This window comes from Cytobacillus stercorigallinarum, assembly GCF_014836495.1.
GTDB classification, from domain to species: domain Bacteria; phylum Bacillota; class Bacilli; order Bacillales; family Cytobacillaceae; genus Cytobacillus; species Cytobacillus stercorigallinarum.
Window position 1 is genome coordinate 138,875 of sequence record NZ_JACSQT010000007.1, and the last position, 18,086, is coordinate 156,960.

24 protein-coding genes are annotated in these 18,086 nt (G+C 36.4%); 8 read left to right on the top strand and 16 right to left on the bottom strand.

Annotation, left to right across the window (positions count from 1 at the left end):
• Positions 1 to 83: 83 nt before the first annotated feature.
• On the bottom strand, positions 84 to 497 hold the full coding sequence (locus tag H9655_RS14790) for a hypothetical protein (RefSeq protein WP_191815330.1): 414 nt from the start codon (positions 495 to 497) through the stop codon (positions 84 to 86).
• Between the two features lie 343 nt (positions 498 to 840).
• Between H9655_RS14790 and H9655_RS14795 the strand changes: the two genes are divergently transcribed.
• Complete coding sequence (locus tag H9655_RS14795; protein ID WP_191815332.1) at positions 841 to 1,728, top strand: carbohydrate kinase family protein; 888 nt, start codon at positions 841 to 843, stop codon at positions 1,726 to 1,728.
• Here H9655_RS14795 and H9655_RS22485 read toward each other — a convergent pair.
• From H9655_RS22485 to H9655_RS14835, 9 genes are all read right to left on the bottom strand, one after another.
• Complete coding sequence (locus tag H9655_RS22485; RefSeq protein ID WP_225230661.1) at positions 1,709 to 1,846, bottom strand: hypothetical protein; 138 nt, start codon at positions 1,844 to 1,846, stop codon at positions 1,709 to 1,711. The genes H9655_RS14795 and H9655_RS22485 overlap by 20 nt on opposite strands.
• A 203-nt stretch (positions 1,847 to 2,049) precedes the next feature.
• Positions 2,050 to 2,826, bottom strand: coding sequence for a sulfite exporter TauE/SafE family protein (locus H9655_RS14800; protein WP_191815334.1), 777 nt, complete (start codon positions 2,824 to 2,826; stop codon positions 2,050 to 2,052).
• Positions 2,827 to 2,894: 68 nt separating this feature from the next.
• Positions 2,895 to 4,022, bottom strand: coding sequence for an MBL fold metallo-hydrolase (locus H9655_RS14805; RefSeq protein ID WP_191815336.1), 1,128 nt, complete (start codon positions 4,020 to 4,022; stop codon positions 2,895 to 2,897).
• Positions 4,023 to 4,090: 68 nt separating this feature from the next.
• Complete coding sequence (locus H9655_RS14810) at positions 4,091 to 4,660, bottom strand: sulfurtransferase TusA family protein (RefSeq protein ID WP_191815338.1); 570 nt, start codon at positions 4,658 to 4,660, stop codon at positions 4,091 to 4,093.
• Between the two features lie 50 nt (positions 4,661 to 4,710).
• The gene (locus H9655_RS14815) at positions 4,711 to 5,007 is read right to left on the bottom strand and encodes a rhodanese-like domain-containing protein (RefSeq protein WP_191815340.1); all 297 of its coding nucleotides are present in this window, start codon (positions 5,005 to 5,007) and stop codon (positions 4,711 to 4,713) included.
• A 306-nt stretch (positions 5,008 to 5,313) separates the two neighbouring features.
• Complete coding sequence (locus H9655_RS14820) at positions 5,314 to 5,793, bottom strand: DsrE/DsrF/DrsH-like family protein (RefSeq protein WP_191815342.1); 480 nt, start codon at positions 5,791 to 5,793, stop codon at positions 5,314 to 5,316.
• Positions 5,794 to 5,806: 13 nt separating this feature from the next.
• Positions 5,807 to 6,034, bottom strand: coding sequence for a sulfurtransferase TusA family protein (locus tag H9655_RS14825; protein WP_191815344.1), 228 nt, complete (start codon positions 6,032 to 6,034; stop codon positions 5,807 to 5,809).
• A 78-nt stretch (positions 6,035 to 6,112) separates the two neighbouring features.
• Positions 6,113 to 6,370 (bottom strand): metal-sensitive transcriptional regulator, encoded by a 258-nt coding sequence (locus H9655_RS14830; RefSeq protein WP_191815346.1) that lies wholly within the window; start codon positions 6,368 to 6,370, stop codon positions 6,113 to 6,115.
• A 367-nt stretch (positions 6,371 to 6,737) separates the two neighbouring features.
• On the bottom strand, positions 6,738 to 7,622 hold the full coding sequence (locus H9655_RS14835; protein ID WP_191815348.1) for an AraC family transcriptional regulator: 885 nt from the start codon (positions 7,620 to 7,622) through the stop codon (positions 6,738 to 6,740).
• A gap of 231 nt (positions 7,623 to 7,853) precedes the next feature.
• On the opposite strand from H9655_RS14835, the gene H9655_RS14840 reads away from it, so the two are divergent.
• The 5 genes from H9655_RS14840 (at position 7,854) to H9655_RS14860 (ending at position 11,785) form a co-directional block, all read left to right on the top strand.
• Complete coding sequence (locus tag H9655_RS14840) at positions 7,854 to 8,363, top strand: DUF4178 domain-containing protein (protein ID WP_191815350.1); 510 nt, start codon at positions 7,854 to 7,856, stop codon at positions 8,361 to 8,363.
• Between the two features lie 32 nt (positions 8,364 to 8,395).
• On the top strand, positions 8,396 to 9,061 hold the full coding sequence (locus H9655_RS14845) for a PspA/IM30 family protein (RefSeq protein WP_191815352.1): 666 nt from the start codon (positions 8,396 to 8,398) through the stop codon (positions 9,059 to 9,061).
• A gap of 74 nt (positions 9,062 to 9,135) precedes the next feature.
• Positions 9,136 to 9,735, top strand: a complete 600-nt coding sequence (locus tag H9655_RS14850) for a DUF4247 domain-containing protein (protein ID WP_191815354.1) — start codon at positions 9,136 to 9,138, stop codon at positions 9,733 to 9,735.
• A 27-nt stretch (positions 9,736 to 9,762) separates the two neighbouring features.
• Complete coding sequence (locus H9655_RS14855; RefSeq protein ID WP_191815356.1) at positions 9,763 to 10,158, top strand: DUF350 domain-containing protein; 396 nt, start codon at positions 9,763 to 9,765, stop codon at positions 10,156 to 10,158.
• Between the two features lie 37 nt (positions 10,159 to 10,195).
• Complete coding sequence (locus H9655_RS14860; protein ID WP_225230662.1) at positions 10,196 to 11,785, top strand: polyamine aminopropyltransferase; 1,590 nt, start codon at positions 10,196 to 10,198, stop codon at positions 11,783 to 11,785.
• A 281-nt stretch (positions 11,786 to 12,066) separates the two neighbouring features.
• Here H9655_RS14860 and H9655_RS14865 read toward each other — a convergent pair whose 3' ends face one another.
• Entirely contained in the window at positions 12,067 to 12,630 is a 564-nt protein-coding gene (locus H9655_RS14865; RefSeq protein ID WP_191815360.1) for a DNA-3-methyladenine glycosylase I, read from the bottom strand.
• A gap of 251 nt (positions 12,631 to 12,881) precedes the next feature.
• Here H9655_RS14865 and H9655_RS14870 point away from each other — a divergent pair, with 251 nt between their 5' ends.
• On the top strand, positions 12,882 to 13,262 hold the full coding sequence (locus H9655_RS14870) for a hypothetical protein (RefSeq protein WP_191815362.1): 381 nt from the start codon (positions 12,882 to 12,884) through the stop codon (positions 13,260 to 13,262).
• A gap of 61 nt (positions 13,263 to 13,323) precedes the next feature.
• Here the strand turns inward: H9655_RS14870 and H9655_RS14875 are convergent, their stop codons facing one another.
• Positions 13,324 to 13,962 carry an O-methyltransferase gene (locus tag H9655_RS14875; RefSeq protein WP_191815365.1) on the bottom strand — a complete coding sequence of 213 codons (639 nt, stop codon included), beginning with the start codon at positions 13,960 to 13,962 and terminating at the stop codon, positions 13,324 to 13,326.
• The gene (locus tag H9655_RS14880) at positions 13,949 to 14,269 is read right to left on the bottom strand and encodes a hypothetical protein (protein WP_191815367.1); all 321 of its coding nucleotides are present in this window, start codon (positions 14,267 to 14,269) and stop codon (positions 13,949 to 13,951) included. The genes H9655_RS14875 and H9655_RS14880 overlap by 14 nt, the downstream gene beginning before the upstream one ends.
• 170 nt (positions 14,270 to 14,439) lie before the next feature.
• Here H9655_RS14880 and H9655_RS14885 point away from each other — a divergent pair, with 170 nt between their 5' ends.
• Positions 14,440 to 15,255 (top strand): STAS domain-containing protein, encoded by an 816-nt coding sequence (locus H9655_RS14885; protein ID WP_191815369.1) that lies wholly within the window; start codon positions 14,440 to 14,442, stop codon positions 15,253 to 15,255.
• 100 nt (positions 15,256 to 15,355) lie between these two features.
• Here the strand turns inward: H9655_RS14885 and H9655_RS22490 are convergent, their stop codons facing one another.
• The 3 genes from H9655_RS22490 to H9655_RS14895 all read right to left on the bottom strand — a co-directional run bounded on the left by H9655_RS22490 (position 15,356) and on the right by H9655_RS14895 (position 17,384).
• Complete coding sequence (locus tag H9655_RS22490; RefSeq protein ID WP_225230663.1) at positions 15,356 to 15,694, bottom strand: hypothetical protein; 339 nt, start codon at positions 15,692 to 15,694, stop codon at positions 15,356 to 15,358.
• Between the two features lie 221 nt (positions 15,695 to 15,915).
• Entirely contained in the window at positions 15,916 to 17,169 is a 1,254-nt protein-coding gene (locus H9655_RS14890) for an acyl-CoA thioesterase/bile acid-CoA:amino acid N-acyltransferase family protein (protein ID WP_191815371.1), read from the bottom strand.
• Positions 17,170 to 17,177: 8 nt separating this feature from the next.
• Positions 17,178 to 17,384 carry a hypothetical protein gene (locus H9655_RS14895; RefSeq protein WP_191815373.1) on the bottom strand — a complete coding sequence of 69 codons (207 nt, stop codon included), beginning with the start codon at positions 17,382 to 17,384 and terminating at the stop codon, positions 17,178 to 17,180.
• Positions 17,385 to 18,086: the final 702 nt, after the last annotated feature.

Sequence of the window (18,086 nt, forward strand, 5' to 3'; positions counted from 1 at the left end):
GCTTTGGTACTCGCTTTTGCGTTGCTTATATCCTCATACTTTCTTCTATTTGCTTCGATACTCGCTTTTGCGTTGCTCACATCCTACAGCTTTCTTCTATTTGCTTCGATACTCGCTTTTACATTGCTTATATCCTCATACTTTCTTCTATTTGCTTCGATACTCGCTTTTGCGTTGCTTATATTCTCATACTTTCTTCTATTTGCTTTGATACTCGCTTCTGCATTGCTTATATCCTCATGATTTTTTCTATTTGCTTCGATACTCGCTTTTGCGTTGCTTATATCCTTCAACTTTCTTCTATCTGCTTCGATACTCGCTTTTGCATTGCTTATATCCTCATACTTTCTTCTATTTGCTTCGATACTCGCTTTTGCTTTGCTTATATCCTCATGATTTTTTCTATTTGCCTCGATACTCGCTTTTGCTTTGCTTATATCCTCATGATTTTTTCTATTTGCTTCGATACTCGCTTTTACATTGCTTACATCCTTCAACTTTCTTCTATTTGCTTCGATACTCGCTTTTGCTTTGCTTATTTCCTCATGATTTTTCTATTTGCTTCGATACTCGCTTTTGCTTTGCTTATTTCCTCATACTTTCTTCTATTTGCATCGATACTCGCATTTACGTTGCTCACATCCTCCACCTTTTTTCTATTTGCTTTGTTACTTCCTTTTACGTTCTACACCTAGTGAAGACGCTACTTCTTTTATAAAAAACAAAAAAGAGCGACCATTCATAGTCGCTTTGTGCTAGTTAAGTATTATAAATTGGAAAGGATGAAAGGACAATTTTATAGTATAATCAGCCTTATCAAAAATGATGGGAGACTTGATTGTGAAAAATAAAGGTGTGATTTCTTTCGGTGAAGTAATCATGGACCAAATTATTTCACCTAATAGCCAATCAATCATGAAAGTAGGAGGAGCAACCGCCAATGTAGCCATCCGTCTCGCCAGAAAAAGTATTCCTACCTTTTATATGACGAAAATCGGTACTGATGAGCATAGTCAATATGCCAAACAGCAATTAGAGAATGAAGGCATCGATCTGTCTGGGACCATTACGTCAATGAATAAAAAGCTATGTATAGTATCAATTGTGCAGGTGGATGGGGAGCGTGAATTTCTATCTTATGAAAACGACACCCCTCATATATGGTTAGAAGCAGATGAGTTGAATGAAAGCATCTATCAAAAATCACATATCTCCTATTTCGGTTCAGGTACGCTTTTTCATGATATAGCAAAGGAGACAAGCTTTAAAGCACTTGAATTAGCAAAAAAATATCAGCATTTCATCGTGATGGATGCGAATATCCGTTTAAAGAGATGGAAGAATGAAAATGAATGTAGAAAGACGATCAATTCCTTTTTAAAAGAGGCAGATCTAATCAAAATGACGGAGGAAGAGTTGTTATTTCTTTGTAAAGCTAAAGATTATAGAACGGCATTACAACAGGTTTCTTCATGGTCTAATCAGTGGATAATGATTACAAGGGGCCATTTAGGTGCAACGTTACTTCATAAAGAGAAGAGTATAACCGTTGAAGCACCTACCGTAGATGTAGTTGACACAACTGGAGCAGGAGATGCCTTCTTATCGAGTATTTTGCACGATATTTACCATCATGGGATTCCATCAGATGAGCAGGAATGGAAAAATGTACTGCTTCGAGCAAACACAGAAGGAGCACATACTGTTGCTATTTTCGGCGCTTATTAAAAACAAGGGCAATCATAAGCTGAAGCGCAGTTGGTAATGCCGCTTCAGCTATATTGAACTTGGATGATGAGAGAGGATAGCGACTATTTTCACTTTTCATTCTGACATTTACAAACACATCAACCTTTTCCTTTACCTTGAGACATCTTCCAAATGAATATATAGAGGATGCGTTCCTGATATGAAATAACAAGTGTTGGTTCGTTATATTTCACTTTTGCCACGCCCTCAGTTTCTACTTTTCCTTCGAATGAGCAGAATCCCTATTCAATCTCAATTTCCATTCTGAAAGCAGTGATTCATCGGCTCATCACTTCCTTTTTAAAAAATATCTACCCATATTTTCACCGCTGTGGCTAGTATTAGTAATGCGAGAATCATTTGCAGTACTTTTGTATTCATCTTCTTACCTGCCATTGCACCTAATGGTGAAGCAATTAAACTAGCAATAACCATGATGAATGCCGGATAGTAGTCAACTTGCCCAGTAGTGACTTTTCCAACAGTTGCACCAATGGATGATATTAAGGTAATAGCAAGAGAAGAAGCAATCGTCATTTTTGTTGGGATTCTTAATACGGTTAACATGATTGGGACTAATAAAAAGGCACCTGCAGCCCCAACAATCCCTGCTGCCACACCGACGACAAGCGCAAGAGTTGCCGCTACCCATTTATTAAAAGTCACTTGATCAAATGGGATATCATCTAGTCCCTTTTTAGGAATAAACATCATAACCGCTGCAATCAAAGCAAGTATCCCGTATACGAGATTAATGCCACCTTCTGACATGAGTTTCGATCCATAACCACCTATAAAACTACCTATTAAAATACTAGCCCCCATATAAATGATTAATGTTTTATTCAAATATCCACCTTTACGATAGGCCCAAACCCCGCCAATCGTTGCGAAGAAAACTTGGACAGCACTAATACCTGACACTTCATGCGCAGTAAAAGTCGCGACACCTAATATTGGTGGGATATATAATAGCATCGGATATTTAATGATAGAACCACCGATACCAAGTAATCCTGATAAGTAAGAGCCAATAAAACCAATTAAAAATATCGTCACAATAAATGCTAAATCCATTATGCTCATCTCCTTAATGCTGACCTAAAAAAGGGACCAGTCTCCGGTCCCTCTATATGAATATTTCTTTATCTTACTGCACAGCGATTGGGTCCAATCTCCATTTCTCTTTGTTTATCATTATCTGGAGTGATTTGCCCCCTATTTGTTTGACGTATTTCTTGATACGCATTGGGTTGCGGTGGGAGATTTTCGGTGACAAGCTTTCTAAATTCACTTTCATCTTCCATATTTAACCCATGGTTCTGTTTAAAAAGTACGCCTAACTCCTCGGCCACACTGCCGTCATTATTCAATTCATCAATCAACATAAAGTGGGCAGGTAAAACGATTAGTTCACTTGACAGCTCTTTATAACGCTTATATAAACTCTCACGTAAATCTCCAACCCAGTCATCTGCCAGCCCAGCTAAATCGGGCCTACCAATAGAATCAATAAACAAAATATCACCTGTTAATAAATACTGTTCATCTACGACAAATGAAGTCGATCCAATGGTATGTCCCGGTGAATAAAGGGCATGAATATTGATTGATGTTTCTCCAATTTTCACTTCATTACCATCTTCTAGTTTTGCATAATTGAATGTTACTTCCTCTGCATCTTTCGGTGGCAACCAATAAACAGCGTCCATCTTTGCTGCAATGTCACGTCCACCCGAAATATGGTCTGCATGTAAATGCGTGTCAAAAACATGCATGATTTTCACCTTTTTTTCGTTGGCAAAATCAAGATACACGTCTATCATTCTCGTTGCGTCGATGATCGCTGCTTCACCATCTGAAATGATCATATAAGAAAGACAGCCTTTACCCATACGGACGAATTGATACATTTCTCCTCCTGTACTCAAGTCCCCTACTTTAACAGGCTCTAAATGCTCACTCCATGCTTTCATTCCACCTTCTAAATAACTGACTTCCATCCCTTCACCTGATAACATCTCCGCCACCATTATAGAAGAACCTTCTTTCGCACAAACAACTAAGATAGCTTGATCTTTAGGAAGCTGCTCAATGATTCCTTCTACACCGTCTAATAGTTCAAAATATGGGATATTCAAGTAGTTAAAATGATGACCTTCTACTTTCCAATCTTGAAAATCAGCTTCATTACGCACATCTAGAATAAATAATGGCTCTTTATTAACTACCATCTTTGCTAATTCGCTTGCTTTCATTTTATTAACAGACATCTCTATACCCCCATTGGTATTTTTTATTTCAAAATTTTTTATGTTACAAACCATCATTCATTTAATATTTAGATTCCTTCAACTTTCCCATTCCAACTATTCATACCTGGCACAACATTGACTGCTTTAAATTCCTTACTTTCTAAAAGTTGTGCCGCCATATCACTTCGGTTACCGCTACGGCAAATAACATAAATAGGCTCATCTTGATTAAGTTTATTTAGCTCTTGCTGCAAACGTCCAAAAGGCACAGATAGCGCACCAGGTATGTGACCAAAGGCATACTCTGCTTCTTCTCGAACATCTAGAATTTGCATAGACTCCCCGTTAGCGATTTTCTCTTCCAGTTCATCATTTTTAATTACATGTGGATGGTGCCGTTCTGGTTGTTCCTCATAATCAGAAGCCTTACGGAGATAATGCTTTAGTACTTCTCCTTCCTCAACAGTACCTAGATATTGATGTCCTGTACTTTCAGACCAAGCTTTAAGGTCAGCTTTAGACCCTTTGTCAGTTGCTAAAATTTCCATTACTTGCCCTGCCTCTAATTCCTTCATCGCCTTTTTTGTCCGGACAATTGGCATCGGACAAGCTAACCCTTTTGCATCGACTGTTTGATTTGCTTTAATTTCATTCATCTTTGGCCCTCCTCATATACCTACATGGGTATAATTAAATGTAAAAAAATTTATTCTACCTTCCCATCCCATGCAAGCATTCCACCTGACATGTTCTTAACTCTATAACCATGTTGTTCTAGTAAAGCTGTTGCTTGCCCACTTCTTGCCCCTGAACGACAAACCATTATATAATCCTTTGATTTATTTAATTCATGCATTCGGAACGCCAATAGTCGTAATGGTATATGAATGGATGATGGAATTTTTCCTTGTTTTACTTCTTCCACTTCTCTCACATCCACAATGCTAACATCATGGTTGTTTTGCAATATGTCTTTAACACTTTCTGGTGATACTTGAATCATAATAAAACTCCTTTCTTACCAGACATTCATCCTGCTTTTTATATTTTTAATTTTTTTATGTGCTACTTTCCTACTTCTCATACCACTTTGGCAAGTGACTACTACTTCTTTGTCTTATTTTCATTCACAGCCTAATCCTTCAATTTTGAAGGGAATATTTTTGGAATGAAGGAATAGATCTACCTTTAACTCTGCCTGAGTTAGAAATCCCTATCTTTTAGCACCATACTTAAATTACTGTTGAAATCTGCTTAAACCTTTTCTGAACTGTAAGAATGAAGACACTCCATTTCATCCCCCTATTGATTAGATAAATAAATTCACATTCCCATCTTCAGCATCTGCTAAATAAGCAGCTACACCTGCATATTCAATACCGTCTAATAGTTCCTCCTGTTGTAACCCCAACAAATCCATTGTCATTGTACAAGCAACCAGGTTGATATCTTGTTCTTGTGCCATTTCAATTAAATGAGGGAGAGGGACTGCATGATGTTTTTTCATCACATTTTTAATTAATTTTGGACCGATACCTGCAAAGTTCATATTAGATAGCCCCATGTTATCGGCACCTCTAGGCATCATTTTTGCAAACATCTTTTCCATAAAACCTTTTTTTACTTTTACTAACTCTTCTTTTCTTAAAGCATTTAATCCCCAAAAAGTGTGAAAAATGGTTACTTCATGATCGTAAGCTGCTGCACCATTAGCAATAATATAAGCAGCCATCGCTTTATCATAGTCTCCACTAAATAAGATAATGGTTGTTTTTTTCTTTTCTACCATAATAGCCTCCTTCTTACCCCTTTTTAATCCAAAATGTAAAAACATTATTTTCTTCAATATGATCGAGTAATTCATGGCCACCAGATTTAGCCCATGCTGTTAAATCACTTTTTGCTCCTTTATCTGTTGCGTGAATTTCTAAAACCTCACCACTTTGCATTTCATTTATTGCCTTTTTCGTTTTTACAATCGGCATTGGACACGCCAACCCTTTGGCATCTAATACTTTGTTTGCGTTCATTATTATTTCCTCCTTTTGTATATACATGTACCCCTACGGGTATAATAAAAGATAAAAAAATATATTGTCAAGAGAACTTTATCTACTTTTTACTAACAGCGATACAGCCTCTTTTATCAATTCTTCATTACTTGATCCTTCAGTCCCATTTTGTACACATTCAACTAAATGATTACTGACGATTAAACCAATCGTCCGATCTGCTGCAGAACGAACAGCTGAGAGTTGCGTTACAATTTCCCGACAGTCTTTATTATCTTCCATCATTTTTACGATACCGCGTAATTGTCCTTCCATTCTTTTTACACGGTTGATCACTTGCCGACTATATTTCATTATGCCTCCCTCCTTACACAACTCATCATATACCCCTATAGGTATAATGTCAAATAGAAGTATTAGCTAATCGATTAAAATTGCCCAGCTTTTTATACCATCTTCATAGTGCCACCATTCATTCTCATCCGAGAGATTCCCTTTAAAGAGTCATCTTTAAGCATCTTAAAGAGTCCTAATTCACCAATAGTAAATTAGGACATACACATTCTACTTATTAAGGGCGTAGATTAAATTTACAATCCCCCATAGTCATTTCATCTTCTTTCTTTGTTGATCCAAACTTTACCCAAAAAATTCTCATAATTCTTGAGCATGTGCCAGCTTCATCTTTCTCATCCTATGTGATCAGTATCCACTAGGAATATTATACAGAATTTTTCTGTGTCACAGGTATCCAAATAGCGGTTTTTACTTGATCAGCAGACAAGTCTTTAGTTTGGATAGATACGATTTCAGGTCCTTCAAGTTGTTGGTAGTTGGTTGAAGGGAACCATTCTGCGTATATTCTTCCCCAAGTTTCTTGTAATGTCTGTGGAAATGGGCCGATTGTTTCAAAAATTGCCCATTCCATAGCTGGCACTTCAAGTGCTGAATACCCTTCCACTCTATTTGAGGTAGAAGCAACACCAATATAATGATCGAGCTCTCCTTTTTCTTCCATTCTTCCTTCAGAAAAATTGGTTGAGGCTTGTATGATTCCATTTGGCTCAACATTTGATAAGTTTAATAGCTGTTGAATTTTTTTCTTATCTAGTTGATGCCACATTTCTGTAATTGCTGGATTTACTCCCTTAAATACAATTGGTACTCTTTTTTGTAATCCGATAATCCAAAATGCTTCTTTTTTTACGATATGATAATCCATTTCTACTCCCCCCTGTATGATTAATTGGAAGGTCATCTTAGGAAAAACTTTTAAAACATGTTCGTTATGTCTTACCATGCTTGGAGTAACTCCATGAAATGAATAAAATGCTCTAGAAAAGGCATCAGCAGAACGATATCCATATTTTACAGCGATATCTATTACTTTCAGATTTACATAATCTTGTATATCTATTGCCGCTAAAGTTAAACGTCTTTTTCTTAAATACTCAGATAAGGGCATACCCGCTAAGAAAGAAAAAGTTCTTTTAAAATGATAAACTGAACAACCAGCTACCCTAGCCATCTCTTTTTCATTGATTTCTTCTGTTAAATTTTTTTCGATGTAAGCTAACGCATCATTTAACCCTTTCAATTGATTCATTATCTGACCTCCCATAAAATATAGAATAGCAATAGATACTAAGTATGGTCCGACAATCCTTGCACTTATATTATCGGGAAGAGGAAAACCCAATTTATTGACTCTACTATACGCAACACCTATCATTGATGACAAATGTGTTTTTTTCATTTCATAAAAAAAAATGAAACTTTTTCACCAATGTATCGTATGTATGAATTGTGGTAAACAGAAAGAAGTAGAGGTGAATACATGAGTTTTTTCTCAAAATTATTCGGACAGAAGAAAAGTGATGAAAAACCATTAGAAAAACGAAATATGTTTAATTTACAACAAGATGATATCGTCACTTACAATTTTGAAGATTATCGTGTAGTCGGAAAAATTAATTATAATGATCACGGCTTCAAATGGCATGCTTATCAACTTTCTGGCATTAATGAAACTTTATGGCTTAGTGTTGAAATGGATGATGAACTTTATCTTGGAATGTATAAAAAAATAAAACTCCCCCTTAAAGAGCCCATCGCCAAAGAAATAGAGTATGATGGGATAATTTACTTTTTAGACGAAAAAGGCACTGCAAAAGTAACCGGTGCAGGTCGTAGTGAGAATTTATCAGGTCTTACATGCCATTACTTTGATTTTGCGGACGAAGAGGAAGAAAACTTTCTCTCAATTGAAAAATGGGGCAGTGAATTGGAAGTAAGTAAGGGATATACCATTGAGGAGTACGAATTAAAAATTATTGCAGGTAGCTAAATACTGCATAAAATATATGGAGGTTGACTATTTTGTTTAAATTTTTTAAAAGAATGAAGACAGTTGTAGAATCTGAATTAAATGCAGCATTGGACAAAGCGGAAGATCCAGTAAAGATGCTTGATCAATATATGAGAGACATGGCAGAAGATATAAGAGAAGTAGAAACTTCAGTAGCCAAACAAATCGCTAATGAAAAAATGTTACAAAAGAAATATACCGAAGCACAGAGTATGGTAGACAAACGCGGTGAACAAGCAATAAAAGCTGTGGAAGCTGGCAATGATGATCTTGCAAGACGTGCGCTAGAAGACAAGAAAGCACATCAACAAAAAGCAGATACACTAAAAGAAGCCTATGTTTCTGCACAAAATGATTCGATGATGCTGCGCACAAAACTTGATGAAATGAAAAATGAGTATCAAGAGATGGAGCTGAAGAAAGATAGCTTAAAAGCGAGAGCAGAATCTGCTAAAACACGTACTAAAATGAACCGCACACTATCAAATATCGGTAATGGCACATCTAAACAAGGTTTCGAGCGGATGGAAGAGAAAGTTCTACAATACGAAGCGGAAGCAGAAACCAGCGAAGATTTACGTCAATCTAATCGTAGCCTTGATGATGAATTCGCGGCACTAGAGAAAAATGATGTCGATGATGAACTGGCAGCATTGAAGAAAAAACTTGGTAAGTAAGTTTTTTATCCTAGCCATCTGGAGAAAACTCTCTTCAGATGGCAAACCAATGATAATAAAAAGAAGGTGAAAAAATGAAAAAATCACTTTTCTTTGTGCTGATTTCTTTTACCCTCATGCTCACCGCATGTGGGAGTGGTACACAAACAAGCGGTTCAACTACATTTAATCATGGGATTGCAGCATTTATTAATGATCATTATACCTTTTATGATGTGATTAGTAGTCAAGATAACACCTCTGATCTTTCTGAAATTTACATAGCTGAAGATCAAACGATTGACCAAGTGGTTGTCGAATTAAAAGGATATCAGGAACCAACAAACATAAGTGAAAAGCATGATATGAAACAAGTGCTCGTTTATGATGATTTATTTGTGATTGTGACAGAGGACGAAAATGATACAAATAATTCAGCTATCGAAGTGGCATCACAAGGATTTGTGCGAGATAATTATCAACCATCATTCTTTAATGGATTGTTCGCTGTTTGGATGCTTAATAACCTTTTTGGATCAGATAATTGGGTCAATAAGAGACAAAACGAATGTCAATATAGAGAAGATTGTTATGGGGGATATTACGCCTCTGGAGGTTATTATAAAAATAGTGATAACACACGTTCCATCCGCTCATCAACCGTACGTGGTGGCGGTCCTGGTTCGGGGAAATAATTAGTTAGCTAGAAAAGGAGAAATGATATGGAACCATTTATTTTAACACTTATATACTTTCTCATTGCTGTTGCCATCATTTTAATTGGCGTCGTTGTATTTGAGTTATTAACAACAAAATATAAAGATTGGGATGAAATTTTAAACGGTAACCATGCTGTCGCCTTATCAGTTGGCGGAAAAATTGTCGGTATCTCCATTGTACTTGCTTTCTCTATTTATAATAGTGGTACCATTTTAGATACCGTTATATGGGGATTAGTGGGGATTCTTCTACAAATGGTCGCTTATTTCCTATTTGAACTATTCACACGCAAATTCTCAGTGGAAGAACAATTGAAAAAGGGAAATATTTCAGTAGCCATTATTAGCATGTGCGTCTCCATCGGTTTAGGATTTATAATCGGTGCTTCCATTACTTAATGAAGTATAGCAGTATGCAATCGACTAATGCAGTCGATTGCTTTTTTTACAGAAGAAAACAAGGGAGTCCTCCTTTATGAATGATTTAAGTTTAAACAAAAGTAAAGCCATTTACTGGGCATCTGGTATTGTTTCTATTTGTGGTATTATCTTTGAAGTATTATTCGGAGCAGCTGGCTCCTATCTTCTTGGAGACGGTGTAAAACAGTATACGCTCACCATTTCCTTATTTTTAACAGGAATGGGAGTCGGTGCTGCATTAAGCGAAAAAGTCACCAAAAATTTAATTCTTTCCTTCGTTTGGATTGAGTATGCCATCGGTATTCTTGGTGGATTTTCGATATTCATTCTTTTCGGCGTGACCGCTTTCTTAAGCTCTGGCATGGATGCATTCTTTTTATATTTCATTACACTCGTTGTTGGTGCCTTAACTGGAGTTGAACTACCTATTCTGATTAGGAAAGCAAACGAAATTGGTATTACGGTGCAAAAGAGCACAGCTAAAGTTCTTTTTTCAGATTATGCTGGTGGATTAATTGGCGGATTGCTTTTTGTCTATTTATTACGTCCTCAGTTTGGACTTGTTAAAACCGCCTTTTTAGTGGCGATTATCAACGTAGTTGTCGCTCTATGGGTATTATTTTATTTCAAAACAGAAATCAAACACTATAGACGCCATGCCACATCTGGATTTATCATCCTCTTCGTTCTCATACTTGGTGTCCTTTTTGGCGAAAAAACTGCCTTTTTATTTGAACAAAAACTATATCAAGATCCGATTATTTATCATACGCAAACAGATTATCAACAAGTGATTCTCACAAAAGAACAAGGCGATTTACGTTTGTTTTTGGACGGGCAATTACAGTTTAGTTCAAATGATGAATACCGTTATCATGAAACCCTAGTTCACACTGCCGTAGCAACAGCTGAAAACCAAAAAAATATCCTCATACTAGGCGGAGGAGATGGCTTAGCCTTACGTGAACTGCAAAAATATGACCAAATTGAAACAATGACATTGGTTGATCTCGATCCTATAGTCACTGATTTAGGTAAAAATCATCATGAACTCACTGTGCTGAATAACAACGCATTTGAAGATGACCGCGTTAAGATTGTTAACAAAGATGCTTTCCAGTATATGAAGGAAGATGATACATTTTACGATATCATACTTGTGGATTTACCTGATCCCAACAATGAATCACTTAATAAACTATACACACTAGAATTTTATCAGCTATTGCGCAACCATCTGCTTCCTGGTGGATCAATGATGGTTCAAGCAACAAGCCCTACTTTTGCCACTGAAGTGTATTGGTCAATTAATGAAACCATCAAAGCATCAGAACTATATACGGAGAACTTCCACGTTGATATCCCAAGTTTTGGCGACTGGGGGTTTGTCCTAGCTAAGCGGGAGCCCATCTCACTTGAAAATGTCGATATTTCTATTGATACAAAGTTTTTAACGAATGAGGTATTACAAGGACTCACCGCTTTTGGAAAAGATATCGATGAGGAAATGATAGACAGTAAAGGCATCCATATTGAGCCAGAAGTAAACACATTGATTCATCCAACCTTAATCGAGAAATATGAACGAGCTTGGAAGAGCTATTAAAATAGGATATCCTAACAAATCACTCACTCTACCTTTTTTTCATATGAAAGGGATAAACGTTGCTTGAATGATTACGGAAATTATATTCTCATATATATTTTTTTGTTCGTTCAAGCAATTATTATTGTTGGCTTATATCAGAAAGGTGCGTTTTCTCTTTGCATGACTAATTTTGTATTCCTATTCCTGATTGATTCAGTAGCAACAATATATAGAGAATGAGCGGGTTGTTTCACATTTTCGTTAAGATTACTAGAAAAGGAATGACAGTCGTCATCCCTTTATTTCCCTACTGCTTCGTAGCATATACATTTAGTCACATGATCATTAACCATTCCCACAGCCTGCATAAAACTATATATAGTTATAGGGCCTACAAATTTAAATCCCTTCTTTTTTAAATCTTTACTTAGCTGGTTAGATAATTCCGTTTGTGCCGGGACCTGATCTTCGGACTGCCACTCATTCTGATAAGGTACATGATTAACAAAGCTCCAAATGTACGCTGCAAAGCTACCGTATGTTTTTTGAACTTCCAACAAAACGCGCGCATTATTTCTAACTGATTGTAGTTTAGCTAAATGCTTAATCACACCATGATTCTCTTTAATAGCTATTAGGTCGGCATCTGTTAAACTCGCACAATATTCAATATCAAAGTGATGGAACGCCTCTCTATAGCTATCTCTTTTAGATAGAACAATCTGCCAAGATAGCCCTGCCTGCGCACCTTCCAATGAAAGCATTTCAAATAAATAGCGATCATCTTTACTAGGAATCCCCCATTCTTTATCATGATAAGTCTGCAATAATTGATTGCTATTGGACCAAGAACATCTATACATATGTATGCCTCACTTTTTTTCTTTGACTATAACATTGTTTAATGGTTAATGCATGTATAAGAAAGACAAGATTATTTTACTAAAATATAATTCCAACTTTATACCCTCAATCAAAAGAGGCGTAAGGTTAGGGAGCTCATCCTAGTCGATAAAGCAAGCATGATAACATGCGATTCGTCATATTCACCATAAAATACTGATAGGATAAACAGGAAATTATTTTACAATCCGAATAGAAAAGAGGAATGACGATGAGTAAAGTAAAAGCTTCTCTTTGTGCATTATTAGTTATTTGTCTTATCCCTATTACTGCTACGGCTAGTAGTGGATGGGATTATTTAGGTGAACAGAGTTTATCAAGTAACGGAGCAGAAAGTGAGGTTTATGCTTCTACTGGTGGTGACTATATGATTTGCCGGGATAACTATGTTGGGCCAAAAGGAAAAGTGAAAGTAGAGTTGTGGGAGTACGATCCCGAAAGCTATAATGATTATGTCGGCTACCGCAATATTGCAAGGGGAGAATGCGGGATTTTCCGTAGTATCGGTAAGTTTGTTGACGGAGGAAATGAAGCAGAATTTTTCGCTAAATCTCGTACCAATAGTAATATTCATTTGATTTTTTACGATTAATAAGTAAAAAGTGCGCGCCGGCTTACGAGATAAGAAGCTGGTGAGCACTTTTATCTATAGGTTATTTTTTCACCCTTGAAATGGTTAAGCCATCACCTATTGGGATTAATGTAGACTCTAGTTGAGGATGACTAGCAACTATTTGATTAAATCTCTTCATATATTCCGTGTAACGTTTAGGCTCACTACCTTCTTCCGCTACACTTCCATTTGCAAGTACATTATCACAAACAATTAATGCACCATCCTTTGCAAGCTTTATACAAGCATTTAAATAATTTTCATAGTTTTCTTTATCGGCATCAATAAAGAAGAAATCAAATTGCCTCCGTTCCTCTTTAAGCACTGCTAAACTTGTAAGAGCTGGGCCAACGATATAAGAAACTTGCTCACTAAACCCTGCTTTAGCTAGATTGCCAGCAGCTAATTCGGCATAGCTTTCTTCAATTTCTAATGATGTAAGTTCCCCTGACTTCCCAAATCCTCGCGCTAAACAAATGCCACTGTATCCACCGAGTGCACCAATTTCGAGAACATTCTTTGCTCCTGATGTTGATACGAGCAATGTTAAAAGCTTCCCTGTAGAAGGAGAAACAGAAATGGCTCTCATCCCGTTTTCATTAATGGATTTAAGTACCTCCTCTAGCTGCTCATCGGATTGGTAAAACACCTTATCAATATATCGATTAATTTCTTTCATGCTCATCCCCCTTTACCCTATTCAGTTCTGTCTCATTCGCCAATTCGTGCAAATGAAAATGATTGATGTATTCTTCAATAATCATTTCTAATGCTTTCAACTCTCCCACTAATATAGGATTAATGGTCTGCAATTCTGGTGATGTTAATTGTTTCTTCAAAATCGATTCCTTGAGCCTTAAACTCTCTAAAAAACTGAGCGCTCGTCCTCTACGAAATGTTTTAGCTCCCTCTTTATGTGGGTGGTTTCTTTTCCCCCTTCGTTCACCTCTCGGATGATCCCCGGTTTCACTTTGTTTATCTTTCACTATCTCACCACCTTCACATATTACAATTGTATACAAACGTATACAATTAAGTCAATCTAGATTATATTGGTGACTATCGATAGCTGCTGAATGTTCACTTACCTTTTTCTTGAGTCATCCCTCTCACACATGCTACCATTAAAAGTGACATAAATTGGAGGCTGTGACTATTGACAATAGAAATCGAAGAACACTTACAGCAAATAACGGAAAGAATCCTTGTCCAAAAATCTTTATTAGCAGAAAAGCGACATATAGCAGCTAAACACTCCTATTCAAATAAAATACAAACGGATATCAAACTTTGGCGAGAAAAGTTAATAAATATTTATGCTCAATCTATCTCAACATCCGAAGAGCACACTTTTGAAACCTTACAAGAGTGGGGGAAAGAAACGGTTAACCTATGGGCAAATCTTCATTTAAATCTTGAAACTGCAATTGAGGAAGTAAGATACTATCGATCACTCATCGGTGAAATCATCAAGCAAACGGCCAATGATTTCGCTCTAAGTATTGATGTATTTTACAATATCATTTCTAAATTTGATGCTGTGGTGGATCGCGCTGTTTATTGGCTGAGTATGTCGTACTCGAAACAGTTTAATCAGCGAATCCTTAGTGCAGAATCTGCAGCCGAAGAACTTTCAATTCCCGTTGTAAGAATTACTGAAAAACTCGGGGTCATCCCTTTGATTGGTATTATGGATACAAATCGTGCACAAAAACTGATGCATGTCTCAATAACGTCTGCTTCTAATCTTGAATTAGACCATATCATCTTTGATTTATCAGGCGTACCCATTATTGACACGATGGTCGCCAAGCAATTATTCGATGTAATCAAAGCACTTCAATTAGTCGGCATTTCAGCGAAAATCTCAGGTATCCGCCCAGAAATCGCTCAAACAATGGTTTCACTTGGCGTTAGTTTTAAAGTAAAAACCTACTCTAGTCTTCACCTCGCTGTAAAGGAACTCCAATAAAATGAGAAAGGGAGGGGCAAACTTTGGCACCCTCCTTCTTTTATAAATATGTAAAAAATCTTTGACCCAATTTTTCACTCTCCAAAAACAATTTATTAATTTAGTCCCTTATCCAAGCAACAGAATTAAGAGAAAATATGTATATTGGATAGACAAAAAAGCCTGCAAGAATAAATAATCCTGTAGAGGGATTAGGGCTGTCTGCAGAATAAGTAATAGGAAACAAGACGCTGTTTACATAAGAGAAAACAACTAGATAAGGAAGCCACAGAAGAAGCGACCAATAATGAATCTTTCTCTTTTCAAACCATTTAAGAATAAGAAAAATAAGCCATACTGTGATAGCAATAAAGCCGATCAAAATAGCACTTATAATAATGACATTCATTGTTCTAGTTTCAAAACCTAATAACCGTGCAAATCGATAAACGTTTGCCATTAGTGTTATTGGAAGATAAAATACCAGAGCTATACAGAAGCTAATGACATTTATGCGGAAAAAGTTTTGCAAGAATTGCATTCCTTTTCTGTAAATAATAAATGTATATTACCAATATATTTATCGAATTTCAATAAATAATATTCCTAATGCAATAAATATATAAAAATTCCGACCCTTCAGCCACTGGCTAAGTTACCTAAAACCGACAACCCTATTGATTATTCATCCCCCAGTTTTTTCGCGAAACTTCTCCTAAGAAAATCGATTGTTTCTTCCCATGAGTGCACGCTCGCTTTTGCTGTTTGTGCTTTTGTACCACCGGTAAAGCTATTGGCTACAATCGGTAAATACGGTATCCCGATTTCATGGCCTGCTGCTTCATAAAAATGTTTTTGGATATTTTCATGTGTACATACATCATGAAAAACAGAGGAACGAAAATTAGCGTCTTCTTTTCCAGATATCAATAAGTATTCCTTATTGGTTTCTTCGATAGGGATAATGGCTTTATTTAGTTCATACAAACAATCGTACCAGTACGATAATGGATTCCCTCCTTTCATCCATTGTGCCCTACAATAGGATGCTACCTCTACAGGATTTTCTTTAGAGGCATATGGTAAGGCTTGTCCGCGAAAATTCCAAGCAGGCGGTAACGTTCTTGCTTCAGACCATGGCACAATGCCTGCAAAAGAAACGGCTGAACCATTAAGAGAGACAGCTGCTGTGATGTCATCAAACAAAACAGCCGACCATAAAGCTAGTTCCCCACCTCTTGATGTTCCGTGGATTCCTATCCAGTTCGGATGAGCATCGTTTCTATTCGTCAACCAAATAATTGCATTTTCAATGAGTTCTAGAGGGACCTCTACCAATCTGTCATTTAATCCTTCTTCACCAAAATAAGCTAAAGCCAATGTGTTAAAGCCATATGCAGTTAAGGCACTCGCAGTAAAATCGTTTGTCCCCCCTTCAGAACCTGAAACGACTATAATGGAAGGCTTTACTTTATGATCCCGATGATAATAATATCTCCCGATCAAGCCATCACCATTGATTGGAATACTGTCCACTTTTTCATCTCTATACCATTTCTTCACTATTATTTTCTTATCTAAACAAATATTATTTCTATAAAGAGCAATTTCATATTCATGAGGATTTAATCTTATGTACGGCTCGCTTTTATTTTCTGTTTGTTCTTCTATTTGCATCGACCAAAAAAGACCCATTGCGTCCGTTTCTGTATAAGTGCCTTCATATGGCTTTGCGGTTGCTAAGTCAATTTTCCCATGTTCATCTGCAATAAATTGAGCATAAGAAACTCTTTTAATGAGCTTATTCTTCGTTACTGCATGCCTAATAAGCTCTACTTTATACCGCTTACCACTTTGTAAGGGATAGAAGCTTAAATGAAGTGGCTCAGCAATCATTGAAATCCAGCGATTGTTTTTTTCATGAATAATAGTCATCTCTTAACCTACTTTTCGATATTTTGTTGCTTCATTTCTTTTTCAATCGAACGAACTATCTCTTTCAACTCCGTTATTTCCGTCTTCATTTCTTGCTGCTCTTGGACTTTCGGACGGATAAACATTCGATAAAGTAAGGAAACGCCCCAATACACCATGTATAAACTTATACCCATTACAAGTAATGGAATTGCTATTGGAATAAGACTCTCCATCTTTTTATACACTTCCTTTTGATTTTATAAGTAGTCGTGCAATTATGTTCTATGAAAATAGCTATTAACATTTGAGGATAAATAAAGAGTATACAAATAATGCTCAACAGAAAAGTCGCTTTTCTAATATTAATGACTACTTTTTTCATTTAGTAATTATTGTTTACTATACCATAATTTACATCATGTTTTATGGAGTCATTTGTAATTTTTTAGGAATCCTTGAAGATAAAATGCCAACAAAGAGGATATCGTTACGTTGCTAATATATGCCTGAATAACTTTCTATAGTGGCTATGTTTTTTTGTTACTCCTCATCAAAATATTACTAATTGGCTGCGTTATTCACTTTTTCGTTGCTTATATCCTCAAGCCTTTTTCTATTTGCTTTAATACTTCCTTTTGCGTTGCTCATATCCTCATACTTTCTTCTTTTTGCTTCGATACTCACTTTTGTGTTGCTTATAGCCTAAAGATTTCTCCTATTTGCTTCGATACTCACTTTTGCGTTGCTTATATTCTTAAGATTTCTTCTATTTGCTTCGATACTCACTTTTGCGTTGCTTATATTCTTAAGATTTCTTCTATTTGCTTCGATACTTCCTTTTGCGTTGCTTATATACTAAAGCTTTCTTCTATTTGCTTCGATACTCGCTTTTGCGTTGCTTATATCCTCAAGATTTCCTCTATTTGCTTCGATAC